This window comes from Sphaerisporangium sp. NPDC004334 (assembly GCF_053602655.1).
The window spans coordinates 1-26,051 of record NZ_JBSGDZ010000041.1; the positions used below are offsets into that span (position 1 = coordinate 1).

The window sequence follows — 26,051 nt, forward strand, 5'->3', positions numbered from 1 at the left end:
TCGTCGAACGCCTCGTTGACCACGTCCCAGTAGGCGATCTTGCCCTTGTAGTGGCCCATCACGCCGTTGATGTGGTTGATCATCGCGTTGCGCAGCGCGCTGCCCGACATCGACTGCATCCACCCGGGCTGCTGGTTGTGCCAGGCCAGGGTGTGGCCGCGCACCCGCTTGCCGTTCTGCACGGCCCAGTTGTAGACCCGGTCACCGGCGCTGAAGTTGAACTGGTTCTGGTTGGGCTCGGTGGCGTCGATCTTCATCTCGTTCTCGGCGGTCACCATGTTGAACTCACGGCCGGCGATGGTGGTGTACTGCGAGTCGCCCAGCTTGCCCGAGGCGATCGCGGTGCCGAAGTAGCGGCCGCTCTGCGCCGCCGCCGCACCCAGCGTGCTCTCGGCCGCACCGGCGGTACCCGGCGCGATCAGCACGGTGGTCAGACCGAGGGCGCCCAGAGCGCCGGCGATCAGGGCGCGGCGTGCGCCGCGTGGCCGCCGGCGTCCATCTGGGGGGGTGGCGTTTGTGCTCATGCCTGAGCCTCCACAACTGAGTCACGGAACAGCGGAATCGCGGCGACGTCCTGCGGGATCGACGCCACCCCATAACCGGGAACGCACACCACGAGGACGTCGGAGACGGGCGTTCTCCACCGCCGGACCATCAGCAGGCAGGGAGCGACCGCCTCGGGGACTCAGTGTGGAAACGCCTCCGAAATGTGTCAAGGCCATTATGAAACTTTCGAGAATACCCCGACTGAAGCGCTTCCTTGCTCACACCCCGGCGCCCGATGCGGCCTGCGAAAACTCCCCCAGCCCTCGCCGATTTGAGCACGAAACATCGCCATGAAATTTTCACCTCATCACCCATGTGACCGTCGCGCTCGAAATCAGGACCGGCGGATCCTGGACGGGACACGCCGGCCGCCACTGCCACGGCGACAAGGAGATCCGCGACCATTCGGACCGGTCAGCGGCCATTCCCGGCGGCCGCTTTCCGGCATATAGTGACGCTTGGTTCGGGGGTGTTCACGTCGTGCGGTCGTGAATGCGAGGGGCGTTGAAGATCGGCCTTGTCCTGCCTGTGGCGGAGTACCCGTGGAAGCAGCCGTCCTACGTCGAGATCCGTGATCTCGCCCTGCGGGCGGAGGACTCCAGGTTCGACTCGGTCTGGGTCTACGATCACCTGCTGTTCCGCGAGCCCGGCCTGCCCACCGAGGGCATCTGGGAGGCCTGGACGGTGCTGGCGGCGCTGGCCGAGGCCACCGAACGGGTCGTGCTGGGCACCCTCGTGCTGTGCACCGCGTTCCGCAACCCGGCGGTGCTGGCGAAGATGGCCGTCACCCTGGACGAGGTCAGCGGGGGGCGGCTGATCCTGGGGCTCGGCTGCGGCTGGCACCAGCCGGAGTTCGACGCCTTCGGCATCCCCTTCGACCACCGGGTGGACCGGTTCGAGGAGGCGCTGGGGATCATCCTGCCGCTGCTCCGCACCGGCGAACTGGACCGGTACGAGGGGCGGCACCACTGGGTCCGCGGCGCGGAGTTGCGGCCACGCGGGCCGCGGCCGGGCGGTCCTCCCGTCCTGGTGGCCGCCCGGGGTCCTCGCATGCTGCGCCTGGCCGCCGAGCACGCCGACCTGTGGAACGGCTGCTGGTTCGGCCCGCCGGAGACCGCCGGTGAGGCGCTGTCCCGGCTCAAGGAGGCATCGGCGGAGGTGGGCCGCGCCCCCGGCACGCTGGGCGTCACCCTCGGCGTCAACGTCTCCGTGGGCGAGCCCGGGCCACAGGACCATCCCGTGCTGGCCGGGTCGCCCGAGCAGGTGGCCGAGGGCCTGCTGGCGTACCGCGACCTCGGCGTGGACCACCTGGTCTGCAATCTGAACCCGCACGACAGGGCTTCCCAGCGACGGCTGGCGACGGCGTTGCGCGGCTATCACGATCGACTCGGATCGAGGACGGGGAGAACGGGCTGATGTCATGGACGGTGGACGAGTCGCGAGTGATGCCGTTCCTGGCGGCGTCCGAACGCAGGGACGTCACCGCGGCGCTGTGGCGGGTGCCCACGGGCGGGCGCGCCTTCCCGGAACCCGCCGGTTCCGTGCCGCCTCTCGCCCGGCCGGGGGTCGCCAAGTTCAAGGACTTCAAGGACAGCAAAGACTCCAAGGACAGCAAGGACTCGAAAGACTCCAAGGACTATAAGGACAGCAAAGACTCGAAGGACGGAAAGGACAGCAAGGAGAACAAGGACTACAAGGATCTGAAGGATTACAAGGACAGCAAAGATCTGAAGGACTGGAAGGACACCAAGGACGGCAAGGACACCAAAGACTGGAAGGACGGCAAGGACGGCCGGGACTGGCCCACGTCCGCCGGCGGACCGAAGACGTACGCGCCGCCGCCCGGGCGATCCCCGGCGGGCCCGGAGGCGGGGATGACGACGTCCCCCGCGTCACCGTCCGGCGAGCAGGACGAGACCATCGCGGCACTCCGCGCGTCCCGGTTCAACCGGTTCCTGAGGAGGAACGGCCTTGTCATCTGAGCCCGCGCCATCCGGGACCGCCGACCCAGAACTGGTCATCGTCGCCGACCCCGAAGACGAGGTCGCGATCGAGGTGGCGGAATTCGTCACCGAGAGCGGGCACAAGGCACGCGTCCTGGACGTGTTCGACGCGGCCCAGATGTTCACCGTCTCGGTCCGCGACGGTGTGGCCGCCGTGACGCCCGAATGCCCCATGCTCCTGCGCCTCCCCCCTCCCCCGCCGCTCCGCGTCAGCTTCGACGCGGAGTTCCAGTACGGCGAGTGCCTGGCCCAGCTGTGGGCGGTGGCCGCGCTCACCCCCGCCCCGGTGATCAACCGCCCCACCCCGCAGGGGCTCGGCAGCCGCGTCTCGGTCTCGGCCGCCCTGACCGAGCTCCGCGCGGGGGTCTCCGGCGGCTCCGTGGAGGTCTTCGCGGGGGCACCGCCCGCGCCTCCACCTGCGGGCGAGGAGGCGGAGGCCATCTGGTGGGTGCGGGACGAGGGCACCGGGGCCACGGCGCCGTGGACCGACGCGATGACGGCCGAGGGCCCGTTCCGGGCACGGTGGTCGGACGCCGATCCGGTCTTCGAAGGCGTCGTGGTGCTGGGCGGGAACGCCTGGCGGTGCACCACCGCCGACCTGGACGATCTGGACCTGACCGAGCGCAGCATCGGCATCGTCGCCCGGCTCGGCCTGGACCTGGCCGCGGTGACCTGGCGGCTCGCCCCCGACCTGGCGTCCGCCCGGCTGGTGAACGTGGAGCCGTTCCCCGCCCTGGAGCAGCTCCGCATGGTCTGGCTGGGCCTCGGCCCTCATCTGGTGAAGGCGCTGTTCCCGTGATCTACGCCATCGGCGTCGGCGGCGACGCCACGTTCACCCACTTCGTGGCCGAGGCCGAGCGGGCCGGTGCGCCCGTCGTGGCGATCGACCTGCGGGAGGTGGTGGCCGAACGGGCCTGGCGGCTGGCCATCCCCGACGACGGCCACAGCGTCCTGCCGACCCCGAGCGGGAGGCACGAACTCGACCCGCGCGCGTCCTACTTCTGCCGGCTGATCGACCTGGCCGCTCTCCAGGACGACCCCCGTCACGCCGTGGCCTGGCAGAGCCTGGTGACCGGCCTGACGGCCTGGCTCGACCACGTTCCCGGCCTGGTGGTGAATCGGGCGGGGTCCGACAACGGCGCCAAGCCCCTGCACGAGTGGTCCATCGCACAAGCGGGCTTCGCCGTGCCCGAGAGCCTGACCAGCTCCGACGGGGCCCGTCTCGGCGCGTTCGCCGCGGCGGGGCCGACGATCGTCAAGGCCGTGTCCGGAGTGCGGGCGACGAGCAGGCTCGTCGGCCCCGGCGACTTCGCCGCGTTCGACTCCCGGCAGGGGCCCGTGCACGTGCAGCGCTACGTCCCCGGCGCCGACGTACGGGCGCACGTCGTGGGCGAGCAGGTGCACGCGGAGCGGATCATCTCTCCCGTCGTGGACTACCGCGCGGCTCCCGCCGGGGAGGTCGCCTTCAGCCTGTGCGAACTGCCCGGCCCGCTCGCCGCCCGGATGACCGCGTGCACCCGCGACTTCGGGCTGGCGTTCGCCGGGTGGGACCTCAAGGTGGCCGACGACGGCACCCACTGGTGTCTGGAGGTCAATCCGATGCCCGGATACGACTGGTACGACCGCAGGCTGGGCGGCGCCGTGACCAGGTCGCTGCTGACCCTGCTGGAAGAGGGGGCCGCGTGATGCAATCGGTCCCGGTCCTGACCGGCGAGCAGAGCGCCGCCGTCCGCGACACCGTGCACGACCTGCGAGATCACTGGCTGCCCCGGGGACCCGAGCCCACGGCGTTCTTCACCCTGGGGCCACCCAGCTACCTCGACCTGGCCCAGGACCCGCGGGCGGGAGAGTACCGGGCGCGGGCGCGGGCCGCGCGGCCGGTGCTGTGGGAGCGGTTCGGCTGGCTGTACGAGCGCCTGGCCGAAGTGCTGGGCGAGCACCTCGGGTCGCCGGTGTGCTACCCCGAGGACCTTGCACTGCCCGGCTTCCACGTCTGGCTGGCCGCGGCGGTGTTCACCAAACCCCGGGCGCCTATCCACTTCGACCTGCAGTACCGGGCCTTCGACTGGCCACCCGGCACCGACCTCGAACGGCTGCTGTCGTTCACGCTGCCGATCCGGCTGCCCCTCGCCGGCGGCGGGCTGAACGTGTGGGACGCGACCTACGAGCAGTTCCAGCTCGCCCGGCGGCGGGGCTGGGTCGAGGGCGCCACCGATCTGCTGCGGTTCCACACCCGCACCTACGTCCCGTACACGGTGGGCACGATGGCCGTGCACTCGGGCCACATCCTGCACCAGGTCGCCCCCGTCGGCCAGGTGGAACCCGACGACGAGCGGCTCACCCTGCAGGGACACGGGGTGTGGTGCGACGGCCGCTGGCTGCTGTACTGGTGACCATGCTGGGCCGGGCGCGCATCGAGAGCTTCGTGGAGCGTGGCCTGTGCGTGCTTCCGGGCGCGTTCACGGCGCGGCAGGCGGCCGCCGCCCGCGACCGGGTCTGGCGGCGGATGGCGGAGAAGGCCGGCATCCTGCGCGACGACCCCGCCACATGGCCGCCCGGGTACGACATCGAGGAGCGCCTGCACACGCCCGAAGTGCTCGCCTGCTTCACCGGCCAGGTGGCGGCGGCCGTCGAAGAACTGCTCGGCCCCGGACGGTGGCGCGGCGAGCGGAGCTGGGGTTTCTGGCCGGTCAACTTCGCGCACGGCGCCGACCGGCCGTACGGCGTACCCCCGAACGGCTGGCACGTGGACGGCAACTGGTTCCGCCACACGATCGACGCGCCCCGGCAGGGACTGCTGCTGATCGGCCTGTTCTCCGACATCGAGCCGCGCGGCGGCGGCACCATCGTGTCCGAGGGCTCCCACCGCCGCGCCGCGAGAGTGCTCGCCGCCCACCCCGAGGGCATGACCCACCTGGAGCTGTTCGACGCGGTGCTGGCCGAGCCGATCGGCAACTTCCGCGAGATCACCGGTTCGGCCGGCGACGTCGTCCTCGGTCATCCCTTGCTGTTCCACACCCGCGGCTACAAGCACACCGGCCCACCTCGCTTCATCAGCAACACCGAGACAGGTCTGCGCGAACCTCTCCGCCTCGACCGGGCGGACGGCTCGCCGTACTCGATCCTGGAACAGTCGATCCGCGCGGCTCTGACCGGCCCTCCTCCCGTGTTCACCGATCCCCTGCACTGCCGGTTCTGACAGAAGGAAGAGACGGTGCACCCGAACGACCTGCGCACGGACGCCGAGCGACGGCTCTGGAAGGCCTTCCCGGACGGCGATCGGGTCGACATCGGCACGGCCGACCCGGCGGCCGAAGAATTCGACCCGGACGAGTACGACCCTGACCAGCGAGTCCGCGCGGAGATCATCAGCGCCTTGTTGCTCAGGGGCCGCGGCGGCGACGGCGGAGGCGTCACCAGGCTTTCGCTCCGCGGCGCCCGGATCACCGGCCGGCTGGACCTGAACGGCGGAGAGATCGCGGCGGAGATCATCTTCCGGCGGTGCTGGTTCGACGAGCCGATCGACGTGGAGAACGCGCACGTACGGCGGCTGTCGGTCTCCGCCTGCCGGATTCCCGGCCTGGACGCCAACCGGATCCGGACCGACGGACCGCTGGGGCTGACCTCCTGCCGGATCGGCGAGGTGCGGCTCGCCGGCGCGCATGTCGGCGGCAACCTCGATCTGGGCGGCACCGTCATCCTCGCCCCTCAGGACCGGCCCGCGCTCTCCGCCGCCGGCATGGTCGTCGACCTCAACATGTTCTGCGAGAACGGGTTCACGACCTCCGGCGAGGTGAAGCTCGCCGGAGCCCGCGTCCACGGTCAGATCTCCTTCAACGGCGCCACCATCCGCAACCCCGGAGGGGGCGCGGTGAGCGGCCAGCGGATCGCCGTCGATCAGGACATGTTCTTCCGCGACGGGTTCACCGCCGAAGGGGGGATCCGCCTGCAGGGCGCGCAGATCGCCGGCACGGCCGACTTCACCGGGGCCGAACTCAGCAATCCCGGCAGGCGGGCGGTGACCTGCGAGGGCGCCCGGATCGACACACTGGTCCTGATCTCGAAGATCACCGGCAGCGTCAACCTCACCAATGCGCGGCTCAGCACCCTGAGCACCTCGCTGGACACCCCGACACACCTCAACGGCCTGGTCTACGACGACCTCGACCCGGATCCCGAACCGCCGGTCGCGGAGAGGATCGCCTGGCTGCGACGCAGTCCACAGCGGTACCACCCTCAGCCGTACGAGCAGCTCGCGCGGTACTACCGCGGCCTCGGACACGACCGGGACGCGCGCATCGTGCTGCTCGCCAAGAACCGGGACCGTCGTCGCCGGCTGGTCTGGCCCCGCAGGACCATCGGCTGGCTCTACGACGCCATAGCGGGGTACGGCTACGTGCCGCTGCGCGCTCTCTGCTGGCTCATCGCGGCATGGGCCACCGGGACCGCGGTCTTCATCGGCCAGGCGGTGCCGATTCCGAGCGCCGACCATGTGGTGAACGCCGCGCTCTTCAGCCTCGACGTGCTGTTGCCGAGCTCTCCGTTCGGCCTGGAGGACCATTTCTCCCCCCGCGGCTCCGGCCTGGCCATGTCCATCGCCCTCAAGGCACTCGGCTGGGCCCTGTCCATCGCCGTCCTGCCGACCATCACCCGCACCCTCAGCCGCCAGAACACCTGAGGTCCCCGACTCGCTCCCCCTCGAAGACGAATGCCGACCCGCCCCATGAACAGCGAAGGACCAGCGTCTCCACAGCCCACAGCGCATAGCGCCTCGGTCCACTTGGTGATCCCCGCTCTCGACGGGGTGCGGCGGGCGTTCTTCGCGCCTTCGGCGAAAGCCTGGTCTACGTCGACCGTTCCGCCGAGGCCGACGGCCTGATCCGAGGGACGAATGGCCGGATCGACGGCCATGGGTGGTGCTCTCCGGCGCCTTGAGGCATCGATGGCCTCGAAACCGACCGGAAGGACGATCACCATGTGGCTCACGCGCGGCCGGAGCCGTACATGACCGCGGTCACCTCTTCGCCCCAGGATCAGCGCGCGGGCGTCGCCCGGCAGGTGCTGATCGCGCTCGGCCTTGCCACCGGGCCGGTGGTCGCGCTCGGCTTCACCCGCTTCGCCTACGCCCTGCTGCTGCCTTCCATGCACCACACCCTCGAGTGGACCTACGCGCAGGCCGGCGGCATGAACACCGCCAACGCCGCCGGCTACATCCTGGGCGCCGCGTCCGCCGTCCATTGGGCGCGAAGGCTCGGCGACCGCGCCGCGTTCCTGTGGAGCCTGGCCCTCAGCGCGCTCGCACTGCTCGCCACCGCCGCGTGGGCGAATTTCTCCGCGCTGCTGGCGGTGCGGTTCATCGGAGGGCTGGCCACGGCCGTCACCTTCGTCATCGGCTCGGCGCTGGTCTCCCGCGTCGCCGCGGGCGCCCCGCGGCGCCGCTCCGCACTGCCGGTCGCGGTCTACATGGCGGGCGTCGGCGTCGGGGTGGTCATCTCCGGGCTCGTCGTGCCCGCCGCGCTGTCGGCCGGCGACGACGGCTGGCGGCTGGGCTGGCTGCTCATGGGCGCCGCCGCCGTTGCCGCGCTGCTGCCCGCCTGGCTCGGCGCGAGGCGCGTCCCCGACTCCGCCGGCACGCAAGCCGCCGTCCTGGCCCGTCACCAGTTGCGCCGCCTCGGCCCGACCTTCGCGTGGTACGTCCTGTTCGGCGCCGGATATGTCAGCTACATGACCTTCGTGATCGCGTTGCTGAGGACTCAGGGGCTCGGCTCCTCGATGACCGCGCTGTTCTTCGTCGTGCTCGGGCTCTCCTCGGCGGTCACCACGCTGGTCGTCTGGAGCCGCCTGGCCGGACGGCTGCGCGGCGGCCGGGCGCCGGCACTCGTCGCGGCGCTGGTGTTCGCGGGCGTACTGCCCGTGCTGCTCATGACGCCCGGCCCGTTCTCGGCCCTGCTGTCGGCGGTGGTCTTCGGCGCCGGGTTCATGGCGGGGCCGACCGCGGCCACCCTCATCGCCCGGCGCATGCTGCCGCCGACCGGCTGGACCGCGGGCATCGCCCTGCTGACGGTCGCCTTCTCCGTCGGGCAGGCCACGGGCCCGCTGGCATCAGGCCTGCTGTCCGACGGAGACGGCGGCATCGCGCGGGGGTTGTGGCTGTCGGCGGGCCTGCTGGTCATCGCGGCGCTCACCGCGCTCTTCCAGCGCGAGCACGCCGCGTCCTGATACGGAGGAACCATGTTCGGCGACACACCCGTCACGATCGGCGGCCCCGCCGGTGGGGCACGAAGCCGGCCCGCACACCGCGGTGCCGCCGGTCGTCCGAGGCGGGGAGCAGACTGAAGCCATGGCCACGCCGCACGAGCATGAGGGACGCACCGTGGTCGTCGTCGTGTACGACGGCGTCCGCCTGCTGGACGTGACCGGGCCGCTGGAGGTGTTCACCATGGCCGTGGAGCACGGCGCCGGCTACCGGCCGCTCATCGCCTCACTCGGCGGACGGGACATCAGGACCAGCGGAGGCATCCGGCTGGGCGTCGACGTGGCCCTTGAAGAGCTCGGCGACGGCGGGCACATCCTGCTCGTGCCGGGCAGCCCCGACGTGGACGCGGCGTCCGCCGACCGGCCGCTGCTGGACCAGGTGCGGCGGCTGTCCGGCCGCGCCCGGCACACCGCCTCGGTCTGCGCCGGCGCGTTCGTCCTGGCCGCCACCGGGCTGCTGGACGGCCGCCGCGCGGCCACGCACTGGGAGCTGGCCGAGCGGCTCGCCGGGGCGTACCCGGGCATCGAGGTGGACCGGGACGCGATCTTCGTCCGGGACGGCGACATCGTCACCTCGGCGGGGGTGAGCTCCGGCATCGACCTGGCGCTCGGGCTGGTCGAGCAGGACTACGGCGCCGACCTCGCCCGCACCGTCGCCAAGCACCTGGTCGTGTTCATGCAGCGGCCCGGCGGCCAGTCGCAGTTCAGCGTCCGCCTGCTCGCCGGCGGCGAACGGTGCGCGCCGCTGCGCCCGGTGCTGGACGCCGTGGCCGTCGACCCGGCCGGCGACCACGGCCTGGCCGCCATGGCCGCGCGCGCCGGGCTCAGCGTGCGGCAGCTCACCCGCCTGTTCCGGCAGGAGACCGGGCTCAGCCCGGCCCGGTACGTCGAGCTGACCCGCCTGGAGAGCGCCCGCAACATGCTGGAGACCAGTGACAGGCCGCTCGACGTCGTGGCCCGCCGCATCGGGTTCGGCTCTCCGGAGACGATGCGGCGGGCGTTCATCCGCGAACTGGGCGTGCCGCCCACGGCCTACCGCGCCCGCTTCCGCACCACCCGCGCGCCGGCCCCGCCCACCGGCTCATGATCCACCCCGCCTGCTCGCCCCGCATCAAGGGCGACCCTGGGTCCATCAGCCACCACACGTGGGCCACCCCAAAGCCCGAGCTCCACACCGCCGCACCCCAGGGCCACCCGCGCGACCCGCCCAATGCCTCGGCTCTCATCCGGACTCCTCAGCCCCGCGACTCCATGACTCGACGAAGCCTGCTCTGTCGGAGCTGTGATCTCGCTGGGGGCACTGAGAATCACCTCAGCTGCCGACCGCCCGCTGAGGTGAGTCGGCGATAGCAGACGATGGCCGCGGCAATGGCAAGGAAGGATGCGAAGCGGTCGGCCCGGCGCTCGTAGCACCGGTGTAGAGGGCGGCAGCCGGCGTCCCGGCTACCCAGGTGGCCCAATGGGCGGGCCACGGCGTCGAAGGTCCTGTTGGAGATCTACGCCAGGCGCATCGACGGACAAGACCGCGTGTGGCAGGGGGTGGTCGGCCGCGCTCTCGGCGACCAGGAGGCCCCGAACACCCCCGGTGGCGGTGCGGCGCACACGGGGCCAGGCCAGAACACCGGCCCCTCCCCCTCGTCCACGGCGTGAGCAGGGCCTTCAAGGCTGGTGCCCGTGTGATGCGCGATCAACGCATCCAGTGGCTATCGGTGGCACACGCCGGCACACCCCCATGAACACGAAAGGCCTGCGTTGCCGCAGGCCATAGCGCGTATTGCATGGTAGATCGCGAGTGCCCCCTGCAAGATTCGAACTTGCGCTCCCGGCTCCGGAGGCCGGTGCTCTATCCCCTGAGCTAAGGGGGCTCAACGAGTGGTAAGGCTACCAGCATCTGGCGGTCTTCCGTTACTCAGAAACCCGCGCCGGTCGAACGCATGCCCCGACCAGCCCCGCGAAGCCGCCGAGAAGCCCCCACCCCGACGGCGCTGGGACCGGGGTGGATCGCCTGGTGCGACATCGCGGGAGCGGACGAAAGGACTTACTTGCCGGGGCGGATGGCACCTCGGTAGCGCGCCCGGTAGTAGGCCGAGTGGGCGAAGTCGACGGTGCGCACGACGTCACCGGACTTCGGGGCGTGGACCATCATCCCCTTCTTGAGGTAGATGCCGACATGAGTGGGGTCTCCGGCGCCTCCTCCGAAGAACACCAGGTCACCCTCCTTGAGCCGGGAGAAGGGGATCTTGCTGCCTCTGGTGAACTGGCTGCCCGTGTAGTGAGGCAGGGAGACCCCGGCTCGGGACCAGGCGTACAGCGCCAGACCCGAGCAGTCGAACCCGCCCTTCGTGGCCCCGTTCCGTGACCCTCCGCCCCAGACGTACGGGGTGCCGATCTTCTTGACGGCCGCTCGCGCGGCGATGGCCCCGGCAGTGACCTGCCGCGAGCGGGACGCCGGCCGATCGCCGGCAGGACGGCGGGAGGTGGAGACCGGCCGGGCGGCCGTCGGCGCGGCGCCGTCTCGGCGCTGGGAGCGCGCCGCCCCGCCTCGGCGCTGGGAGCGCGCGGCGCCGTCTCGGCGCTGGGAGCGCGCCGCTCCGGCCGCGTCGTCTGGCGTCGATTTGGGGAATGCCGGGTCGGGAGCCTCCCGATGCCGGCGTCCGCCGCCGTCAGGCGCCGACCGAGACCGGTCTCGGTCGGGCACACGCGGAGGGCGTCGGTACACGGAAAGACTTCGCGCTGGACGATCGGCGCCGGGCGGCTGACCGGACTCGGCGGCCTCGGGTGAACCGGCGTGCGGGCCACGGCGGTCGACGAGCGCCGGCTGGTGGATGCGCAGCAGAAGGCCTCTGTCGGTGCGGGCGCCGACCTGCTGCCGCGCGAGGTGCCCCTCGCCCGGCGTGCTGGTGTCGATCTCTCCCGGCAGGAGGTCACGCGCCGGCCAGATCCACAGACGAGCGGCTGGTGTGCCGTAGGGGCCGATCTGGCGGTGAGGCGGCCACGGGCGGTCGTGGAGCGACGACCGGGCTCCGGGAAGGCCGCCCGGGCTCTCGCCGATGCATGCCGTGAGAACCCCGGACGATCGACGGGCAGGTGGGGCCGTGAGGTGGTGGAGAGTGGGCAGCCGGCGGATCTGCGTGCATCGGGTCAGCGGGGGGCGGGGAGCGGCCGCAGCGAGGGGAAGTGCCGTCCCCGTGATGAGGACGGTGGTGACGAGCATCGTGATCACGGTGCCCTCCTTGGGCTCGATGGCGAATCAAGCCCAAGGGTGATTTTCGAGAGCTGCCGGCCGTTGGGCCGAACGGCGTTCTGTGGACGAAGGTCGGGTGCCGCTCAGCGGCGAATGCGACTGACGTAACCCATGAGCTGCGGCGATTCAGCACGGCGGGGGCTTTGAAGCGTCAGGCTGTGGACAAGCGGCATGGGGAATCGGTTCATGAGATGTGGGCCGGCGATGCCGGCGGGTTCCCTTTCGGCGTGGCATCGCTGCGGAAAAGGCGGGGAACAGGCGGGGCGTCGATGTGCGGTCACGGGCCCGTGAACGAGGGGCGCCGTGGGGGTTGAGTTGGGGGGAAAAGGTCGCAGGGAGGGCTTTCAGGGGTTAGCCTCGCGGCCGTGGAAGAGGTTCTGGGACGCGTGTTGGTCGTGGACGACGACGAGGTCATCCGGCAGCTCATCGCCGTGAATCTCAGCCTGGAGGGGTTCCAGGTGGAGACGGCGACGGACGGGCAGGACTGCCTTGATCGCGTGGCGTCCGTCCAACCCGATGTGATCACGCTGGACGTGATGATGCCGCGCCTGGACGGCTGGATGACCGCCACCAAGCTGCGCGCCGACGAGAGCCTGCGCCACATCAAGATCATGATGATCACGGCCAGGGCCCAGGAAGAGGACAAGAAGCGCGGCCTCGGCATCGGGGTGGACGCCTACCTCACCAAGCCGTTCGACCCGGCGGAGCTGATCCAGATCGTCCGCGACCTGGTCCTCACTCCTTCGGAGAGCGGTCCTTCATGAAGGCCCCCGAGACAGCACCGTTCCCAGGGTGACCGTCGCCAGAGCATCGTCCCAAGGGGAACGTCTCCATGGGGCGGCCTCAGGGGAGCAGGCCGTGCTGGTGGGCGTAGGCGGCGGCCTGGGTGCGGGAGGAGACGCCCAGTTTGGCGAGGATGTTGGAGACGTGCACGCTCACGGTCTTGTGCGTGATGAAGAGCCGCTCGGCGATCTCACGGTTGGACAGGCCGGCGGCGACCAGGGCGAGAACCTCCTGCTCACGGGCGGTCAAGGAGACCGCGGGACCGCCGTGGTCGGCCGGCGGTGCGGCCAAGGCGGCGGAAGCGGCGGAAGACGAGGGCGATGACGTCGCTTCCGGGGACGCGGTGTCCGTGGTGTCCTGCTTGGACGGGGAGGGGAAGCGGGCCCTGCGGCCGAGGTCGGTGAGCGCACGATGGAGCGGCGCGGCGCCGAGCGCGGCGGCCGTGTCGACGGCCTGCCGCCATTGCGCGTACGCCTCGTCGCGGTCCGCCGTGGCGAGCAGGGCCTCGGCGAGGCGCCAGCGCGCCCGTGCGACCTCGTAGACCGACCCGAAGTCGAAGGCGTCCACGACCGCCCGCCAGGCGGCGGGATCGGCGTCGCCGCCGGCTCGCCGCCGTTCGGCCTCGGCCTTGGCCAGCCATGCCCGGCCTTCGACCCCCATGGCGCCCCGGGTGCCCGAGCCGGGCCCGAGGGTCGCCGCCTGGTGGGCGCGCCGCAGCAGGTCGTCGGCCTTCGCCTGGTCGTCGGCGCGTGGCGGGTGCTGCCCGAGTTCGGCCAGCGCCCACAGGCCGGTGGCGCAGACGCGGATCATGCCGGGGTCGAAGGGCTCGAGCACCGCGATCACCGCGTCGATGTGCTCCATGGCGGAGCGCGGGTCGCCGTTCCACAGCGCGTGCTCGGCGGCCAGCGTCCGGGAGATGTAGCTGACCAGCGGGTCGCGCCAGAACGGCCTGAGCCAGACCATGCGTTCCTCGACGATCGGGTCGCCGCGCGCGACCTCCACGAACAGCGCGTACCCCGACAACCATGCCTCGGGAAGCCTGCCCACCCGCGCCGCGAACCCCGCGGCCAGCTCACCCGCCTGCTCCCACTCTCCGGCCGTGTAGTGGATGAGCAGCCGCAGGAAGCGCAGGTCGGTGCCGTAATTGCTCCAGGTCAGGCCGGTCTCGCGGGCCAGGCCGACGCCGCGGTCGGCGGTGGCGGCGGCATCGGCGAGGTGACCGCGGTCGTACTGCACCCGGGCGAGGCTGAAGATGGCACGCAGGTCGATGGAGAGATTGCCGGAGGGCACGCCTGCGGCCGCGGTGGTCAGCACGTCCTCGGCCCGCTGCCGGTCGCCGCCGATGTCGGCGACGACGGCCAGGGTGATCAACGCGCTGGCCTCGGCGTCGCGCACGCCCGACGCGCGCGCGGCTGCGAGCGCGCGGCCGGCGAGCTGCTCGACCTCGCCGTGCTGGGGACTCCAGACCAGGGCACGCGCGTACGTCGCCAGGGATCTGGCCAGCAGAGCGGCCCGGCAGTTCTTGACCTGACGTCGTTCGGCCTGGTCGTCCGCCGGGCCGTGGTCATCCTCCTCGTCCGCGGCCTCGGTGGCCAGGTGGACGGCGGTCTTCGCGGCTTCGACGGCCCCGGCGTCGTCCCCGGCGTCGATCAGGTAGTACGCGAGCCGCTCCCAGATCTCGGCCGTCGGCCGCTCGACGGCCAGGACCTCCCGTATCTGGGCGACGGCCCGGTGGGTGGCTCCGCTCTCTTCGGCCGCGGCGGCGGACAGCAGCGCCAGCCGCACGCGGTCGATGCCCGCCACCCGCTCGGCGTCGGGGACGCGCTGCCACAGCGCGAGAGCCCGATCGTAGTGGTCGTGGGCCTCGACGGGCGCGCCCAGCCGGTCGGCTCGCCGTCCGGCCGCCACGGACGCGGCGAGAGCTCCGGGCAGATCGTGACCGGCCAGGTAGTGGTAGGCGAGCTCGGCCGGCGAGTCGAGCAGACGGGTGAAGCGGCTGTGCAGCCGCGCGCGCTCTCCGGGGAGCAGATCGGTGTAGACGGCCTCCTGGAGCAGGGCGTGGCGGAACGCGTAGCCGTAGTCGCCGTCGGGCAGCATCAGCCCTCGGGAGGCGATCTCGCGGATGGCCTCCTCCAGCTCGATGTCCTGCAGGCCGGAGACCTTCTGCAGCAGGTCGTGGTCGATGCGCCGGCCGGCGACCGCGGCGGCCCGCAGCACGCTCTGCGCGGGCTCCGACAGCCGTTCGACGCGCGCGAGCAGCAGGTTGGCCACGTTGTACGGTAGGCCCTCGGCGGCGAGCAGTTCTTCGGCGTAGAAGGGGTTGCCTTCGGCGCGCGTGATGATGTCGCCGATCGCCCTGGCGTCGGCGCCGCCGAGGGCCACCAGGTGGTCGGACAGCGCGTCGGCGTCCAGCGGGCCGAGGCGCACCGCGGTGACCGACGGAAGGCGTTGCAGCTCGGCCAGCAGGGGGCGGAGCGGGTGGCGCCGGTGCAGGTCATCGGTGCGGTAGGTGCCGAGCAGGCACACCCGCTCGTGCTGCAACATGCGGCTGAGGAAGACCAGCAGGTCACGGGTGGACCGGTCGGCCCAGTGGAGGTCTTCGAGCACGAAGAGGACGGGCCTTGCGGCCGAGGCCTCCGCGAGGAAGTCGAGCGTCGAGCCGAAGAGCTGCTGCTGGGTGAGCCCCGAGCCGGCCGCGGGCTGGGAGTCGAGCCAGGCGCCGGGCGTCAGCCTGCGCAGCATCGGGCGCGCCTCGATGGCCTGCGCCAGACCGGAGTCGCCGGCGGCGCCGCGAAGGGCGTCGGCGAGGGGGAGGTAGGGCAGGGCGTCACCCAGCTCGGCGCACTGGCCGGTCAGCACGGCGAAACCCTGGGCCCGGGCCAGGGCGACGAGCTCGGCGACCAGGCGGCTCTTGCCGATGCCGGCGTCGCCGCTGACGACGGCCACCCCCGCCTGCCCCGAGGTGGCGGCGTCGAGCACCCCGACGAGGCGACCGAGCTCACTCGACCGCCCCACAAGAGCGCTGCCCGCCTCCCGCCACACCACGTTGGGGAGTATCGCACGCCCGCCCGACAGAACCCGGAATCGCCGCAGAGCCGCCACAACCCGCCCATGCCCTGCCTTCCCGTCCGCGACCCCGGCCGGCCATGGCAGCAGGCGACCGAGGTCGCGGACCTCTCGTCGAAGCACCCCAGACCTGGACGGAGGTGAGTGCCGGTGATCGGACCCGCCGTTCGGCGACGGTGCCGCTTGTCGCCAAGCAGGCTTTGGACTGAGAGGATGGGATGGTTGTGGACCACTTCTGCTGGTCCGGTGGAGGTTAGGGTCGCGGGCATGGTCTCTGCCTCGACGTTGGTGGTCTTCTCGGTGGCCGCGCTGGTGCTGGTCGTCGTCCCCGGCCCGAACAACCTGTACATCACCGCGCGCGGGATCGCGCAGGGACGGGCGGCCGCGGTGGCCTCGGCCGTCGGGGTGGAGACGGGAACGCTGCTGCACATCGCCGCGGCGGCGGCCGGGCTCTCGTACCTGATCGCGCGCTCGGCGGCGGCGTTCACGGCCGTCAAGTGGGCGGGCGCCCTGTATCTGGTCTACCTCGGCATCCGCACACTGGCCTCGGGGGACGGCGCCGCGGCGCGCGCGGCGAGCGCCCAGCCGCTGCGCAAGGTCTTCCTCGAGGGCGTGATCGTCAACGTGCTCAACCCGAAGGTCATCCTGTTCTTCCTGGCCTTCCTCCCCCAGTTCGTCGACCCCGCGGCCGGGTCGCCCGCCCTGCAGATCGTGGTTCTCGGGCTGACCCTGCTGATGTTCGGCATCGCCGCCGACATGGTGTACGCCCTCGGCGCGGGCACGCTGAGCGGGCTGCTGCGCCGCAGGCACAGGGCGCTGCGGTATGTCAGCGGCTGCGTGTACCTCGGACTGGGCGTCGCCACCGCGCTCGCCGGAGGCGGCGCCCGCTCCCGCTGACCGCCCGGGCCGGCCCTCGGGCGGCTCGACGGCGCGTCCAGCCGCACGGACGCCGTCCACCGTTCTCACCGCGCGCCCCGAGCGGGCGGATGTTCGGTCAGGGGCGCCGGGTCCAGGTGCCGACCGTCTCGCCGGAGGCGATGGCGGCCTTCTTGAGCCGGGCGTACACGGCCCGCGGGCCGCCGACCGGCTGGAACCGGTCGCGCAGCGCGTACACGATGAAGTGGTAGTGATGCGTGCCGCCCGGCGGGCACGGGCCGGCGTACGAAGGAGCGCCGCCGCTGCCGGGCAGCGTCCTTCCCTCCGTCGCTGCCTGGCCGAGGCCGGTCAGCGAGGCGGGCAGGCCGGTCACGATCCAGTGGATGTACGAGCCGCCGGGCGCGTCCGGGTCGTCCACGACGACAGCCAGCTCGCGGGCCTCGGACGGGACGCCGGACCAGGCGAGCGCGGGCGAGACGTCCTGGCCTCCTTGGGCGGCGCAGGCATGCTTGCGCGGTATGGCCGCGCCGTCCCCGAACGCCGGGCTGCTCACCCGCAGGCCCGCAGCGTCCGAGGCCGCCTCGGACGCCGCCGGCGAGGCCGCCTCGGACGCTGCGCGCGAAGCCCCCTCGGAGATCGCGGGCGAGGTCGCGGCGGGCGCCCCTGGTGACGCCCCCTCCGACGTGGCGCACCCGGCGGCCAGGGTCAACGCCAGTGCCGCCGGCAGGACGCCGCTGACCGCGCCGACCGTCCGGATCTTCATTGGCCCAGCATAACGACGCCACCAGCGGCGGCCGGGGAACGACGCCACCGCCCGGGGCAGGCCGGGCCACCCGCCGCACGACGGCGCCGCAATCGCCGTACCACGCCCCACCGACCCGGCGCCGATCACAATCTGCACGAACCCAGTGGAGAGCCCGGCCCGATGAGGGGCTGTGGTCATCGCGTCAGCGGCGATGCGAGGACAGTCGTCGCCGACAGGCGGCCCATCCCATAGTCGCCCGAGCTCACCGGTGCGCGCGGCCAGGTCGAGCCGATCCAGCCTCGGCCGGACGCAGGGCCGGTCGAGGCTGGATGGGAGTGGGGGTCAGCTGGTGAAGGTGAACCAGTTGAGGTTGGCGAAGTCCGCGGGTTGGCCGCTTCCGAAGGTGAGGTAGACGGTGTGGGTTCCGGTGACGCCGGAGATGTTGGCCGGGACGGTGCGCCAGCTCTGCCAGCCGCCGGTGTTGCCGACGGCGAAGTCGCCGACGGGCGCGGCGGTGAGGCTGTCGAGCCGCACCTGGATCAGGCCGCTGACGCCGCCGGGGGCTCCGGAGGCGACGCGGGCCACGAACTGCCGGGCGGGGGTGGAACCGAAGTTCACCCCGTCGAAGCGGAGCCAGTCGCCGTTGGCGATGTAGGAGACGTTCTGGCCGCCGCCGCTGTCGGTGGTGGTCTCCAGCTGGGTGCCGGACTGCGCCTGGTACCGCTCGGCCTGGATGGTGGAGCGGGCGTCGACGCCGCCCGGCGGCGGCGAGCTGGGCGGCGGCGAGCTCGGGGGCGGTGTTGTGCCGCCGCCGCTCTGCCAGACCGCCACGTAGTCGACCACCATGGGCCGTCCGGACACGGTGGACGACGTCGGGGTGGAGCGGCCGGAGACCCCGTTGGGGAACGCGCCGCCCATCGCCACGTTGAGCAGCAGGAAGTACCCGCCGTGGCCGGTCATGTTGTTCCACGTGGTGGCGTCCAGCTGGCTCTGGCTGACGCTGTGGAACTGCTGTCCGTCGACGTACCAGCGCAGCTGGTTGGGGGTGACCGAACGGTCCCATTCGAAGCGGTATGTGTGCATGGCCGACTGGCAGGTGGAGCCCGGGCAGGCACGGCTGGCGCCGATGCCGTTGGTCTCGCCGCAGGCGCCGCCGGGGTTGGTGCCGCAGTGGAGGACGCCCCACACGGAGTTGATCCCGTTGACGTTCTCCATGATGTCGAACTCGCCGATGGCCGGCCAGTTCTGGTAGTTGCCCCGGTAGGGCGAGCCCAGCGCCCAGAACGCCGGCCAGTAGCCGAGCGCCGCGTCGCCGGTGACGTCGGGCATCTGGATGCGGCCCTCGATGCGCAGGACGGCGCCGGCCGCCGGCTTGAAGTCGGTGCGCCGGGTCTCGATGCGCGCGGAGGTCCACTCCCCCGAGCCGCTTCTGATGGGCGTGATGCGCAGGTTGCCGCCGCCGTCCAGGCTGACGTTGGAGGCGTTCGCTGTGTAGTTCTGGATCTCGCCGGTGCCCCAGTTGCCGGGACCGCCTGGGTAGGCGTGCCCGGTGTCGATGATCCAGTTGTCCGACGAGGGCGGCGTCCCGGCGGAGCCGTTGAAGTCGTCGCTCCACACCAGGTTCCAGCCGCTCGGCGTGGCGGGGACCGAGGCCCCGGCGGGCCCGCCGCCGAGGGTCAGCGCGATGATCGGGAGGACGGCGGCTCCGGCGGCGGCCAGCACGGCGCGCAGCCGCGAGCGGCGGCGCGCCGGTGGATCGGTGGTCATGCCCATGATGCTCCTCATCTCTCGGGGACGAGTGGGACGAGTAGGACAGGTCAGACGGGTCGGACACGGCGGACGGGTCGGCGGCTCAGGCCGGTTGGAGGGGCCGGTGACAGCCGCGTGGTCAGCGGAACGGAAGGGTCAGGACCGAGCGGCTGCCGACCCCCAGAGAGGTCGGGTTGACGCCGATGGCGCTCCACACCTCGACCCTCACCCGGCCGTCGACCAGGTTGCCCAGGGCACCGGTCGAGGAGGCGAGCCCGGCGGCCTGGGTGTAGTGCTCCCAGCCCGCGACCGGGTCGGTGGCGAAGTAGCGGTAGGTCTCGACGCGGTCGTAGGAGCCGTCTCCGGTGAGGTCGTAGGAGACCCGCGCCTGGACGCCGTTGCCCACCGCGGTCCCCGCGTCCAGGTACAGGTCGAACGCGGTGGCGGCGCCGGTGAAGGTCATGGTGAGGCCGTCGGCGGTGTAGACGAGCGGGTTGGCCGGGGTGCCGTCGTGGTTGACGCCGCCGGCGGAGGCGACGGTGTCGGCCCCGGCCGTCCCGGCGGCCGCGCCGAGCCCTCCCCCGCCGAGCAGGTACCGCGCGGGGCTCCCAGGCGTGGGAGTCGGCGTCGGAGTGGGAGTCGGGGTGGGCGTGGGCGTGTGCGTGGGCGTGGGCGTGGGCGTGGGCGTCGGCGTCGGCGTGGGGCCGCCGCCGCCCGCGCTGGTCGCGGTGGACGCGGCCGGCACTTCCAGCCGCTTTCCGTCGGAGAAGGTCACCGTCCGCGCCGAGACGCCGAAGTTGTGCGCGACGTAGGTGCGCGTGCCGTTCAGGCTGAAGACGGCGGCCGTGGGAATGTCGGCGGTGACCGCCGCGTCGACCGTGCCGAGCCTGGCCAGGTTGTAGATCCAGTGGTAGGCGTGCGCCTTGGAGTCGCCGGACTCCGGGCCGTAGGAGGTCCAGCCCGCGTCCCAGTTCGCCTTGGCGGCGGCGGGGTCGCCGAGCGCGCGGTACTGCCAGATGACGTCGCGCCACTCGACGGCGGGCCCGCCGTTCTCGGCCTCCATCTCGGCCAGCCCGGCCCTGACCTTGGCCGGGTAGAGCCCCTGGTAGAGCGAGCCGCCGGTGATGGGCAGGTAGTTGATCCCGTGGATCTCCTCGGGGTTGCCCGTCCACCAGGTGGCGTGGGCGGCGCCGTCGCCCCAGATCATGCCGGCGGTGTCGGGCGCGAAACCCGCGGGGAACACCGCGCCGTCCACGTCGTACCAGTACTGCGCGATGGTGGCCGCCTGCGTGGTGTAGAGGTAGATGCCGAGGTCGCGCAGGGCGGTGTCGCCGGTCGCGGCGCCCAGCAGCAGCGCTCCGGCGGCGAAGTTCATCCCCTCCGAGGACGACTCCTCGTTGTTGCCCGCGGCGAAGCCCTGGTGGCCGGAGGCCCAGCCGTTGCCCGCGTACGGGTCGAAGTTGCGCAGGAAGGGGAATCGGGTGTCCGAACGGTCCCAGTTGTTGGCGTCCTTGGCCAGCAGCTTGGCCATGCCTCCCCACTGCCCGTCGGCGGCCCACGCCCGGTCGTAGCGGGCGACGGTGGCGGCGGCCATCAGGTAGTAGCCGTAGTGGAAGTGGTGGTCGTTGACCTCGGTGTCGCTGCCGTAGGAGGCCGGATATCCGGTGAGGATGCCCCAGGTGGCGTCGTAGCGGAACTGCTCGCCGCCGGCGGTGAACCAGCTCTGCAGCTTGGTCTTGAGCAGGCCGAGGAGCTTGTCGCGCGAGGCGGTGTCACCGAGCTGGTCGGCGATGGGCACGAGCTGGGCGAGCCGCCCGAGTGCCTTGCCCGCCCAGTAGGTGTCGCCGGCGCCCTTGTACGGGTCGGCGGCGTCGGCCTCCTGCCGGACGAAGTCGCCGAGCCGGGCCCGGTCGTAGGCGCCGAGATCGGGCAGGGACGGCAGGACGCCGTGGAAGGTCTGCCGGGTGCTGAACGAGGCGCCTTCGCGCAGCTTCATCGTGCCGCGCGGCGAGAGGTAGGTGTAGCTCGTGAGCGGGTCGGAGGTGGCCTGCCACTGGTGCCGGTAGAGCGCCAGGAGCGTGCCGGTCTGGGTGCCCTCCTTGGCGCTGGTGGCGGCGGTGTAGGTGGTCGTGAGCCGGGCGGCGGCCTCGTCGTAGGACCAGCTCACCGTGGTGCCGGTGACGAACGAGTAGGCGTACTTGGCGAACAGGTCCAGCGCGCCGCGCGCGGGCAGGGCGGCGACGCTGAGGTAGTTCCTGCCGCCGAGGGCGACGGTGGCCGCGGTGCCGGAGATGGCCCAGTCGGTCCCCGTGGGGGCGAACAGCGCGTAGTCGTGGCCGTTCACCGTGGCGCCCAGGACGTTGCCGCGGTCGGCCCAGATGGCCGGGGTGGCCGCGAAGTCCACCCGTCCGTCCCCGCCGCTCGGGGTGGCGTAGACGAACGGCAGCCCGTGGCCGATCGTGGCGCGCAGCGTGCGGGCGCCGTCGGACCAGTAGGGGGTCACCGTCCAGTCGGACCAGCCGTCGACCTGGGTGCGGGGCGCGTTCAGCCCGGTGACGCCGAGGGTCAGATCGCGGGCGTGCGCGTAGTCGTACTGCGTCGCGCCGATGCCCGGCGTGGTGGGGTAGCCGACCTCGAGCCCGCCGGCGACGGCGTGGAAGGTCAGCGGATGGGCGTACATGTTCTCCGAGTACGGGTTGCCCGCGTAGCGCTGGAAGGCCAGGGACGACCACCAGTCGTTGGTCGGGACCTTGGCGGTGACGGCCGAGGTGACCTTCGGGGTCACCGGCGCGCCGGTGGTGTCGGCCGGGCCGGAGGCGCCGGCGGGCAGGTCGGTCGTGTACCCGCCGGCCCCTACGGACACGGTGGCGGCGTCGGCGGGGGCGGCGGGCACGGTGACGAGCATGGTGACGAGCAGTCCGGCGAGCAGGACGGCGGCGGCCGTCCCGGCGGGCCGTCGCCTCGCTCGGCGGTTCGCGGGGTCGCCGGAGTCGCGGTGGTTCGAGGTCAGGTCACAGGTCATGCGGAGAGGCTTTCGTCGTGGGGGGTGAACCGGCCGCCGCCCGCGATAGGGCGGCGGCCGGCGGCGGCTCGGTGGCGCGGACCCGACGGCCGTTCGAGGTCCGCGACGGCGGGGAACCAGGTGTTCTCGTCGACGTAACGTGGATGTAACGCTCTCAGCGCCGCTGACGCTAGATGCCTCCACAACCGGTGTCAACAGCGAGAAAATGTTTCTCGAAGATCGTGAGAGCGCTCTCTATCGTTCGTCGCGCCGACCACCGTGGACGCACCTCGCCCTACCTCGCTGACCAGGAAAGACGGGACAGGACACCGCGGAAGCCCCATTTCACGAGATGAGCCCTGGTGCACCGCCGTGAACGGACCGTTCTGAAAGCACCGCAACCACCGCGCACCCGGCCGCCTCACCGCCGGAGAGCGCTCTCCCGCCGCGATCGCGGTGCGACGGGCGGGATCAGGCTTCGCGGCCGAGGGCTCCGGGGATGCGGTCCAGGACGCTGTAGGGCACGAGCCCGTAGGCGTGGAAGTCCACCGCGTCGCCGCCCGCGGCCCGCACCGCGCGGACCTTCGCGGCCAGCCGCTCCTCGGAGTCGGTGTCCGGCCTGCCCGGGCGCAGCACGACGCGCAGCTCCCTGTCGTTGCCGACCGAGCGGCGGTAGGCGCCCACGTCGTCGGCCACCCGGGCGGCGTCCCTGGCGTAGGCGAGGACCCCGAACGACGGGACCAGGTCGCCCAGCGCCACCAGGTCGACCCCGAGCTGCCAGGCGTCGTGCGCCGCAAGCCCGGCGGGCGGCAGCCCGTCGGCGTACCCCTTGCGGTGGCCGGTGCCGTCCAGGAAGGTCAGCGTGGCGCCCTCGGCGGCGACCGCGGAGGACACCTCGCTGACCAGGGAGGTCACCGTCTCGGACCGGGCCCGCGCGTAGGCCACCACGTCCGGCCCCGCGTACGCCGTCAGCGCGGCCCGCGTGACCTCGCCCTGCGCGGGCGGATCGCCGTCGAGCACCCCGCCGACGATGCGCGCGCACTCCTCGCGGGCGACCTCCGCCTTGACGCCGAGGTCGGTCGCCCGCCGCATGCACCACGTGCAGAAGCACAGGGAGAACAGGAACTCGTCCATCGGACCGAGCGGGACGAAGCACCTCTCTTGCTGGTATCCCTGGGCGAACCCCCCGAAGTGCAGGGCCTCGGCGACCACGCTGTCGACGCCCTGCCGGGCCGTCGCCCTGGCCAGGGCGACGGCGTACAGGCGGACGTCCGGATGGGCCGGGCACAGCGCCGCGGGGAAGCCGCGCCCGCCGAAGCAGTCGTGCACGGTGACGTCGGGGTTGGCCAGGCCGAGGGTGAGGTCGTGCAGGAACACCGCCCAGCCGTGCAGGGCCATGCCCCGTTCCGCCGCGGCCGAGCGCAGCGCCGCGAGCGGCTCGCGCTCGGCCCCCGGCTGCACGGGCGGCGCGAGCCGCAGGCCGGTGAACAGGTCGGCGGGCGGCGGGAAGTGCACGCCGTCGAAGCGGACGGTCACCCGCGAGGCGCCGTGCGGGGTGACGTCACGGGCGCCGTGGTAGGCGGCGGCGACCGTCACCTCGCGCACGCCGTAGCCGGCGATGCGGTCGAGGACCCGCCCGGCGCCCTCGTCGCGCACGTCCTCGACGTAGACGTATACCGAACCGTGCACCGCAGCCGTGCCTTTCGACGAGCCCGCCCGTGTCTGACCTATGTCCCAGGCGACCTTATATCCTCCCCGCACGCCGAGGACGGCCCCATCGGAGGCCGGTCGCCGAGCAGATCACGGGCGTGCTCGCGCGCCAGGTTCCACCCGTTCCAGCCGTCCCGCGCGCTCAGCCGCCGCACCGACGACATCTGTGACAGCAGGCAGTCGCGCACCTGAGGGGGCAGCCCGTCGATGGCCGGCACGGCGTCGGCGCTGAGGTCGGTGATGTAGTTGAAATCGAGCTCCGAGACCTTGCGGATGCCGAGCTGCGACTCGGCGACCCGCAGGTCGGGGTTCCAGATCGCGAACGTCAGCAGCGACAGGGCCGTCACCAGCACCACCGTGCGCGGCAGCCAGCCCGCGTCCCGCCGGGCCAGCCGCATGGCGCCCGCGACCAGCACCAGCGCGAACACCGCCGCCAGCCACCAGATCGCCGCGCCGACCGAGGCGCGCAGGCTGGACAGCCCGTAGGCGTCGATGTAGAGCCCGAGGCGGTGCAGCGCCGAGGCGAGGATCACCAGGGTGAGCCCGCACAGGACGCCGAGCAGGCCGGCCAGCAGCAGCCGTTCGCGACCCTGCGCGGCCACCACCGCCGTCGCGACCGCCACCAGGCCGAGCACGAAGACGCTGACCGTGACCAGCTCGAAGAATCCCGATCTGGCGTACTCGGCGTAGGTCAGCCCGGCGGTCTCCATCACCCGCCGGTTCCCGCCGAACAACGTGCTGATCTGCACGGCCACGAAGGCCGCGAACAGCAGGTCCAGCGCGCCGAGCGGGATGGTCCACAGGACGAGGCTCACTCGCCTGCGGGCCCGGCGGCCGGCCGGCTCGACCGCCGGGCGCAGAGCGACCAGCGTGGCGGCACCGACCAGCGCCGCGAACACCCCGAAGAGCACCAGCCGCACCGGCACGGACGAGGCCCAGGCGGGGGCGGTGAACACCTCGGAGACGAACGAGGCGAAGACGGCGTCGGCCGAGGCGAACAACACGCCGAACACCAGCAGGAGCACCGCCGTGATGACCAGCCCGGCGAGCATCGGCGCCAGGGTGCGCCTGCGGTCGACGGCCTTGATCGGTTCCAGGAGGAACCACGGCAGCGGGAAGACGGCCAGGACCACCGAGAGCCCTCCGCGGACCACGCCGAGCCAGCCCCGCCCCGCGCCCGACACCGCCAGCGCCGCCAGGCCGAAGCCAGCGAGCAGCGAGGGGCCGACCAGCCATTCCGCGTCGCGGACCAGGGCCACCGCCACCAGGGCGTACGCCAGCAGGGCGAAGGCGGCCGTCCATGGGGTGATGCGGCGGCGCGCCGCCGGGAGCACGGCCGCGCCGGCGGCGACGGCCACCAGCACCACGCCCAGCCCGGTCCGCGCGTCCGGCAGGGCGATCGCCGCGAGCAGACCCACCGCCGCCGCCACGGGCAGCAGCCACCGGGGCGTCGGAGGGAGCGCCGGGCGCGGCAGCAACGGCGGCGGCACGTAGTCCGGCGGCGCCCCCGCGGTGGCGCCGGACTGTGTGGGCGGCCGGGAATCCTGGACGGGCGGCTTCACGGCGGAGAACGATCCGCCCGCGGTCCGGCCCTCGGCGGCGGCAGGGGACGATCGGGCCGGGGTCGGTCCTTCGGCCGCGGCGGGGGACGGTCCGGCCGGCATCCGGCCGGTCTGTCCCTCGGCCGCGGAAGGGGACGGCCCGGCCGGCATCCGGCCCTCGGCCGCGGCGGCGACCTCCGGGACGGCGCCGTGTTCCGGGACGGTGTGGGCCGCCGCAGCGGTGAGCGGTCGCGCGGCGACGGGGTCTGAGATCGCGGCCGGTGACTCCGCCGCGCCCGGCACCGGCTGCGCCGTCGGCTCCCCGGACGGCCTGGATCTGCGAGGCACGACGAGGACGGCCGGAGCGTCCGGAGCGTCCGGAGCGTCGGGAACGCCCGACATGGCGGACACGGCGGACTGCTCCGCGATGCCTACGGCCTTCTCCGTATCTTCGCTGGACGGTTGGGGCGCCCCGACCGGGGCAGGTGTCGTGCGCGGCGGCCCCGGCTCGGCGCCACCGGACCTGGACGCG

General features: G+C 72.5%; 19 protein-coding genes and 1 tRNA gene. 11 read left to right on the plus strand and 9 right to left on the minus strand.

Translation table 11 applies throughout. The features are described from left to right. On the minus strand, positions 1-524 hold a 524-nt coding region (locus tag ACWEN6_RS36700; protein ID WP_452576602.1), incomplete at its 3' end, for an endo-1,4-beta-xylanase. A gap of 526 nt (positions 525-1,050) precedes the next feature. Here ACWEN6_RS36700 and ACWEN6_RS36705 point away from each other — a divergent pair. The 9 genes from ACWEN6_RS36705 to ACWEN6_RS36745 all read left to right on the plus strand — a co-directional run bounded on the left by ACWEN6_RS36705 (position 1,051) and on the right by ACWEN6_RS36745 (position 9,891). After that, positions 1,051-1,962, plus strand: a complete 912-nt coding sequence (locus tag ACWEN6_RS36705; RefSeq protein WP_452576603.1) for an LLM class flavin-dependent oxidoreductase — start codon at positions 1,051-1,053, stop codon at positions 1,960-1,962. Then, the gene (locus ACWEN6_RS36710) at positions 1,962-2,528 is read left to right on the plus strand and encodes a hypothetical protein (RefSeq protein WP_452576604.1); all 567 of its coding nucleotides are present in this window, start codon (positions 1,962-1,964) and stop codon (positions 2,526-2,528) included. Before ACWEN6_RS36705 ends, ACWEN6_RS36710 begins: the two co-directional genes overlap by 1 nt. Beyond that, positions 2,518-3,348, plus strand: coding sequence for a hypothetical protein (locus tag ACWEN6_RS36715; protein ID WP_452576605.1), 831 nt, complete (start codon positions 2,518-2,520; stop codon positions 3,346-3,348). Before ACWEN6_RS36710 ends, ACWEN6_RS36715 begins: the two co-directional genes overlap by 11 nt. Further along, positions 3,345-4,235: an ATP-grasp domain-containing protein gene (locus ACWEN6_RS36720; RefSeq protein WP_452576606.1), complete on the plus strand. Its 891-nt coding sequence runs from the start codon at positions 3,345-3,347 to the stop codon at positions 4,233-4,235. The genes ACWEN6_RS36715 and ACWEN6_RS36720 overlap by 4 nt, the downstream gene beginning before the upstream one ends. After that, complete coding sequence (locus ACWEN6_RS36725; RefSeq protein WP_452576607.1) at positions 4,232-4,942, plus strand: hypothetical protein; 711 nt, start codon at positions 4,232-4,234, stop codon at positions 4,940-4,942. Before ACWEN6_RS36720 ends, ACWEN6_RS36725 begins: the two co-directional genes overlap by 4 nt. Beyond that, entirely contained in the window at positions 4,939-5,748 is an 810-nt protein-coding gene (locus ACWEN6_RS36730; RefSeq protein WP_452576608.1) for a hypothetical protein, read from the plus strand. The genes ACWEN6_RS36725 and ACWEN6_RS36730 overlap by 4 nt, the downstream gene beginning before the upstream one ends. A 15-nt stretch (positions 5,749-5,763) precedes the next feature. Beyond that, positions 5,764-7,227, plus strand: a complete 1,464-nt coding sequence (locus ACWEN6_RS36735) for a hypothetical protein (RefSeq protein WP_452576609.1) — start codon at positions 5,764-5,766, stop codon at positions 7,225-7,227. 299 nt (positions 7,228-7,526) lie between these two features. Beyond that, the gene (locus ACWEN6_RS36740) at positions 7,527-8,768 is read left to right on the plus strand and encodes a YbfB/YjiJ family MFS transporter (RefSeq protein ID WP_452576610.1); all 1,242 of its coding nucleotides are present in this window, start codon (positions 7,527-7,529) and stop codon (positions 8,766-8,768) included. A gap of 121 nt (positions 8,769-8,889) precedes the next feature. After that, positions 8,890-9,891: a GlxA family transcriptional regulator gene (locus ACWEN6_RS36745; RefSeq protein ID WP_452576611.1), complete on the plus strand. Its 1,002-nt coding sequence runs from the start codon at positions 8,890-8,892 to the stop codon at positions 9,889-9,891. Between the two features lie 706 nt (positions 9,892-10,597). Here ACWEN6_RS36745 and ACWEN6_RS36750 read toward each other — a convergent pair. Beyond that, a tRNA-Arg gene (locus ACWEN6_RS36750) sits at positions 10,598-10,669 on the minus strand. A 173-nt stretch (positions 10,670-10,842) separates the two neighbouring features. Beyond that, on the minus strand, positions 10,843-12,018 hold the full coding sequence (locus ACWEN6_RS36755) for an NlpC/P60 family protein (RefSeq protein ID WP_452576647.1): 1,176 nt from the start codon (positions 12,016-12,018) through the stop codon (positions 10,843-10,845). Between the two features lie 395 nt (positions 12,019-12,413). Between ACWEN6_RS36755 and ACWEN6_RS36760 the strand changes: the two genes are divergently transcribed. Then, positions 12,414-12,812, plus strand: coding sequence for a response regulator transcription factor (locus ACWEN6_RS36760; RefSeq protein ID WP_354836616.1), 399 nt, complete (start codon positions 12,414-12,416; stop codon positions 12,810-12,812). 79 nt (positions 12,813-12,891) lie between these two features. On the opposite strand, the gene ACWEN6_RS36765 is transcribed toward ACWEN6_RS36760, so the two are convergent. After that, positions 12,892-15,876, minus strand: a complete 2,985-nt coding sequence (locus tag ACWEN6_RS36765; RefSeq protein WP_452576612.1) for a helix-turn-helix transcriptional regulator — start codon at positions 15,874-15,876, stop codon at positions 12,892-12,894. A gap of 288 nt (positions 15,877-16,164) precedes the next feature. Here ACWEN6_RS36765 and ACWEN6_RS36770 point away from each other — a divergent pair, with 288 nt between their 5' ends. Then, complete coding sequence (locus ACWEN6_RS36770) at positions 16,165-16,794, plus strand: LysE family translocator (protein ID WP_452576613.1); 630 nt, start codon at positions 16,165-16,167, stop codon at positions 16,792-16,794. A 97-nt stretch (positions 16,795-16,891) separates the two neighbouring features. Here the strand turns inward: ACWEN6_RS36770 and ACWEN6_RS36775 are convergent, their stop codons facing one another. From ACWEN6_RS36775 to ACWEN6_RS36795, 5 genes are all read right to left on the minus strand, one after another. Further along, entirely contained in the window at positions 16,892-17,536 is a 645-nt protein-coding gene (locus ACWEN6_RS36775; protein ID WP_452576614.1) for a YbhB/YbcL family Raf kinase inhibitor-like protein, read from the minus strand. A 324-nt stretch (positions 17,537-17,860) separates the two neighbouring features. After that, on the minus strand, positions 17,861-19,285 hold the full coding sequence (locus tag ACWEN6_RS36780; protein WP_452576615.1) for a glycoside hydrolase family 16 protein: 1,425 nt from the start codon (positions 19,283-19,285) through the stop codon (positions 17,861-17,863). 121 nt (positions 19,286-19,406) lie between these two features. Continuing rightward, positions 19,407-22,289, minus strand: a complete 2,883-nt coding sequence (locus tag ACWEN6_RS36785) for a glycosyl hydrolase (protein WP_452576616.1) — start codon at positions 22,287-22,289, stop codon at positions 19,407-19,409. Positions 22,290-22,739: 450 nt separating this feature from the next. Continuing rightward, on the minus strand, positions 22,740-23,957 hold the full coding sequence (locus ACWEN6_RS36790; RefSeq protein ID WP_452576617.1) for a hypothetical protein: 1,218 nt from the start codon (positions 23,955-23,957) through the stop codon (positions 22,740-22,742). A gap of 38 nt (positions 23,958-23,995) precedes the next feature. Continuing rightward, positions 23,996-26,051, minus strand: a 2,056-nt coding sequence (locus ACWEN6_RS36795; protein ID WP_452576618.1) for a DUF4153 domain-containing protein, incomplete at its 5' end; no start/stop codon positions are given.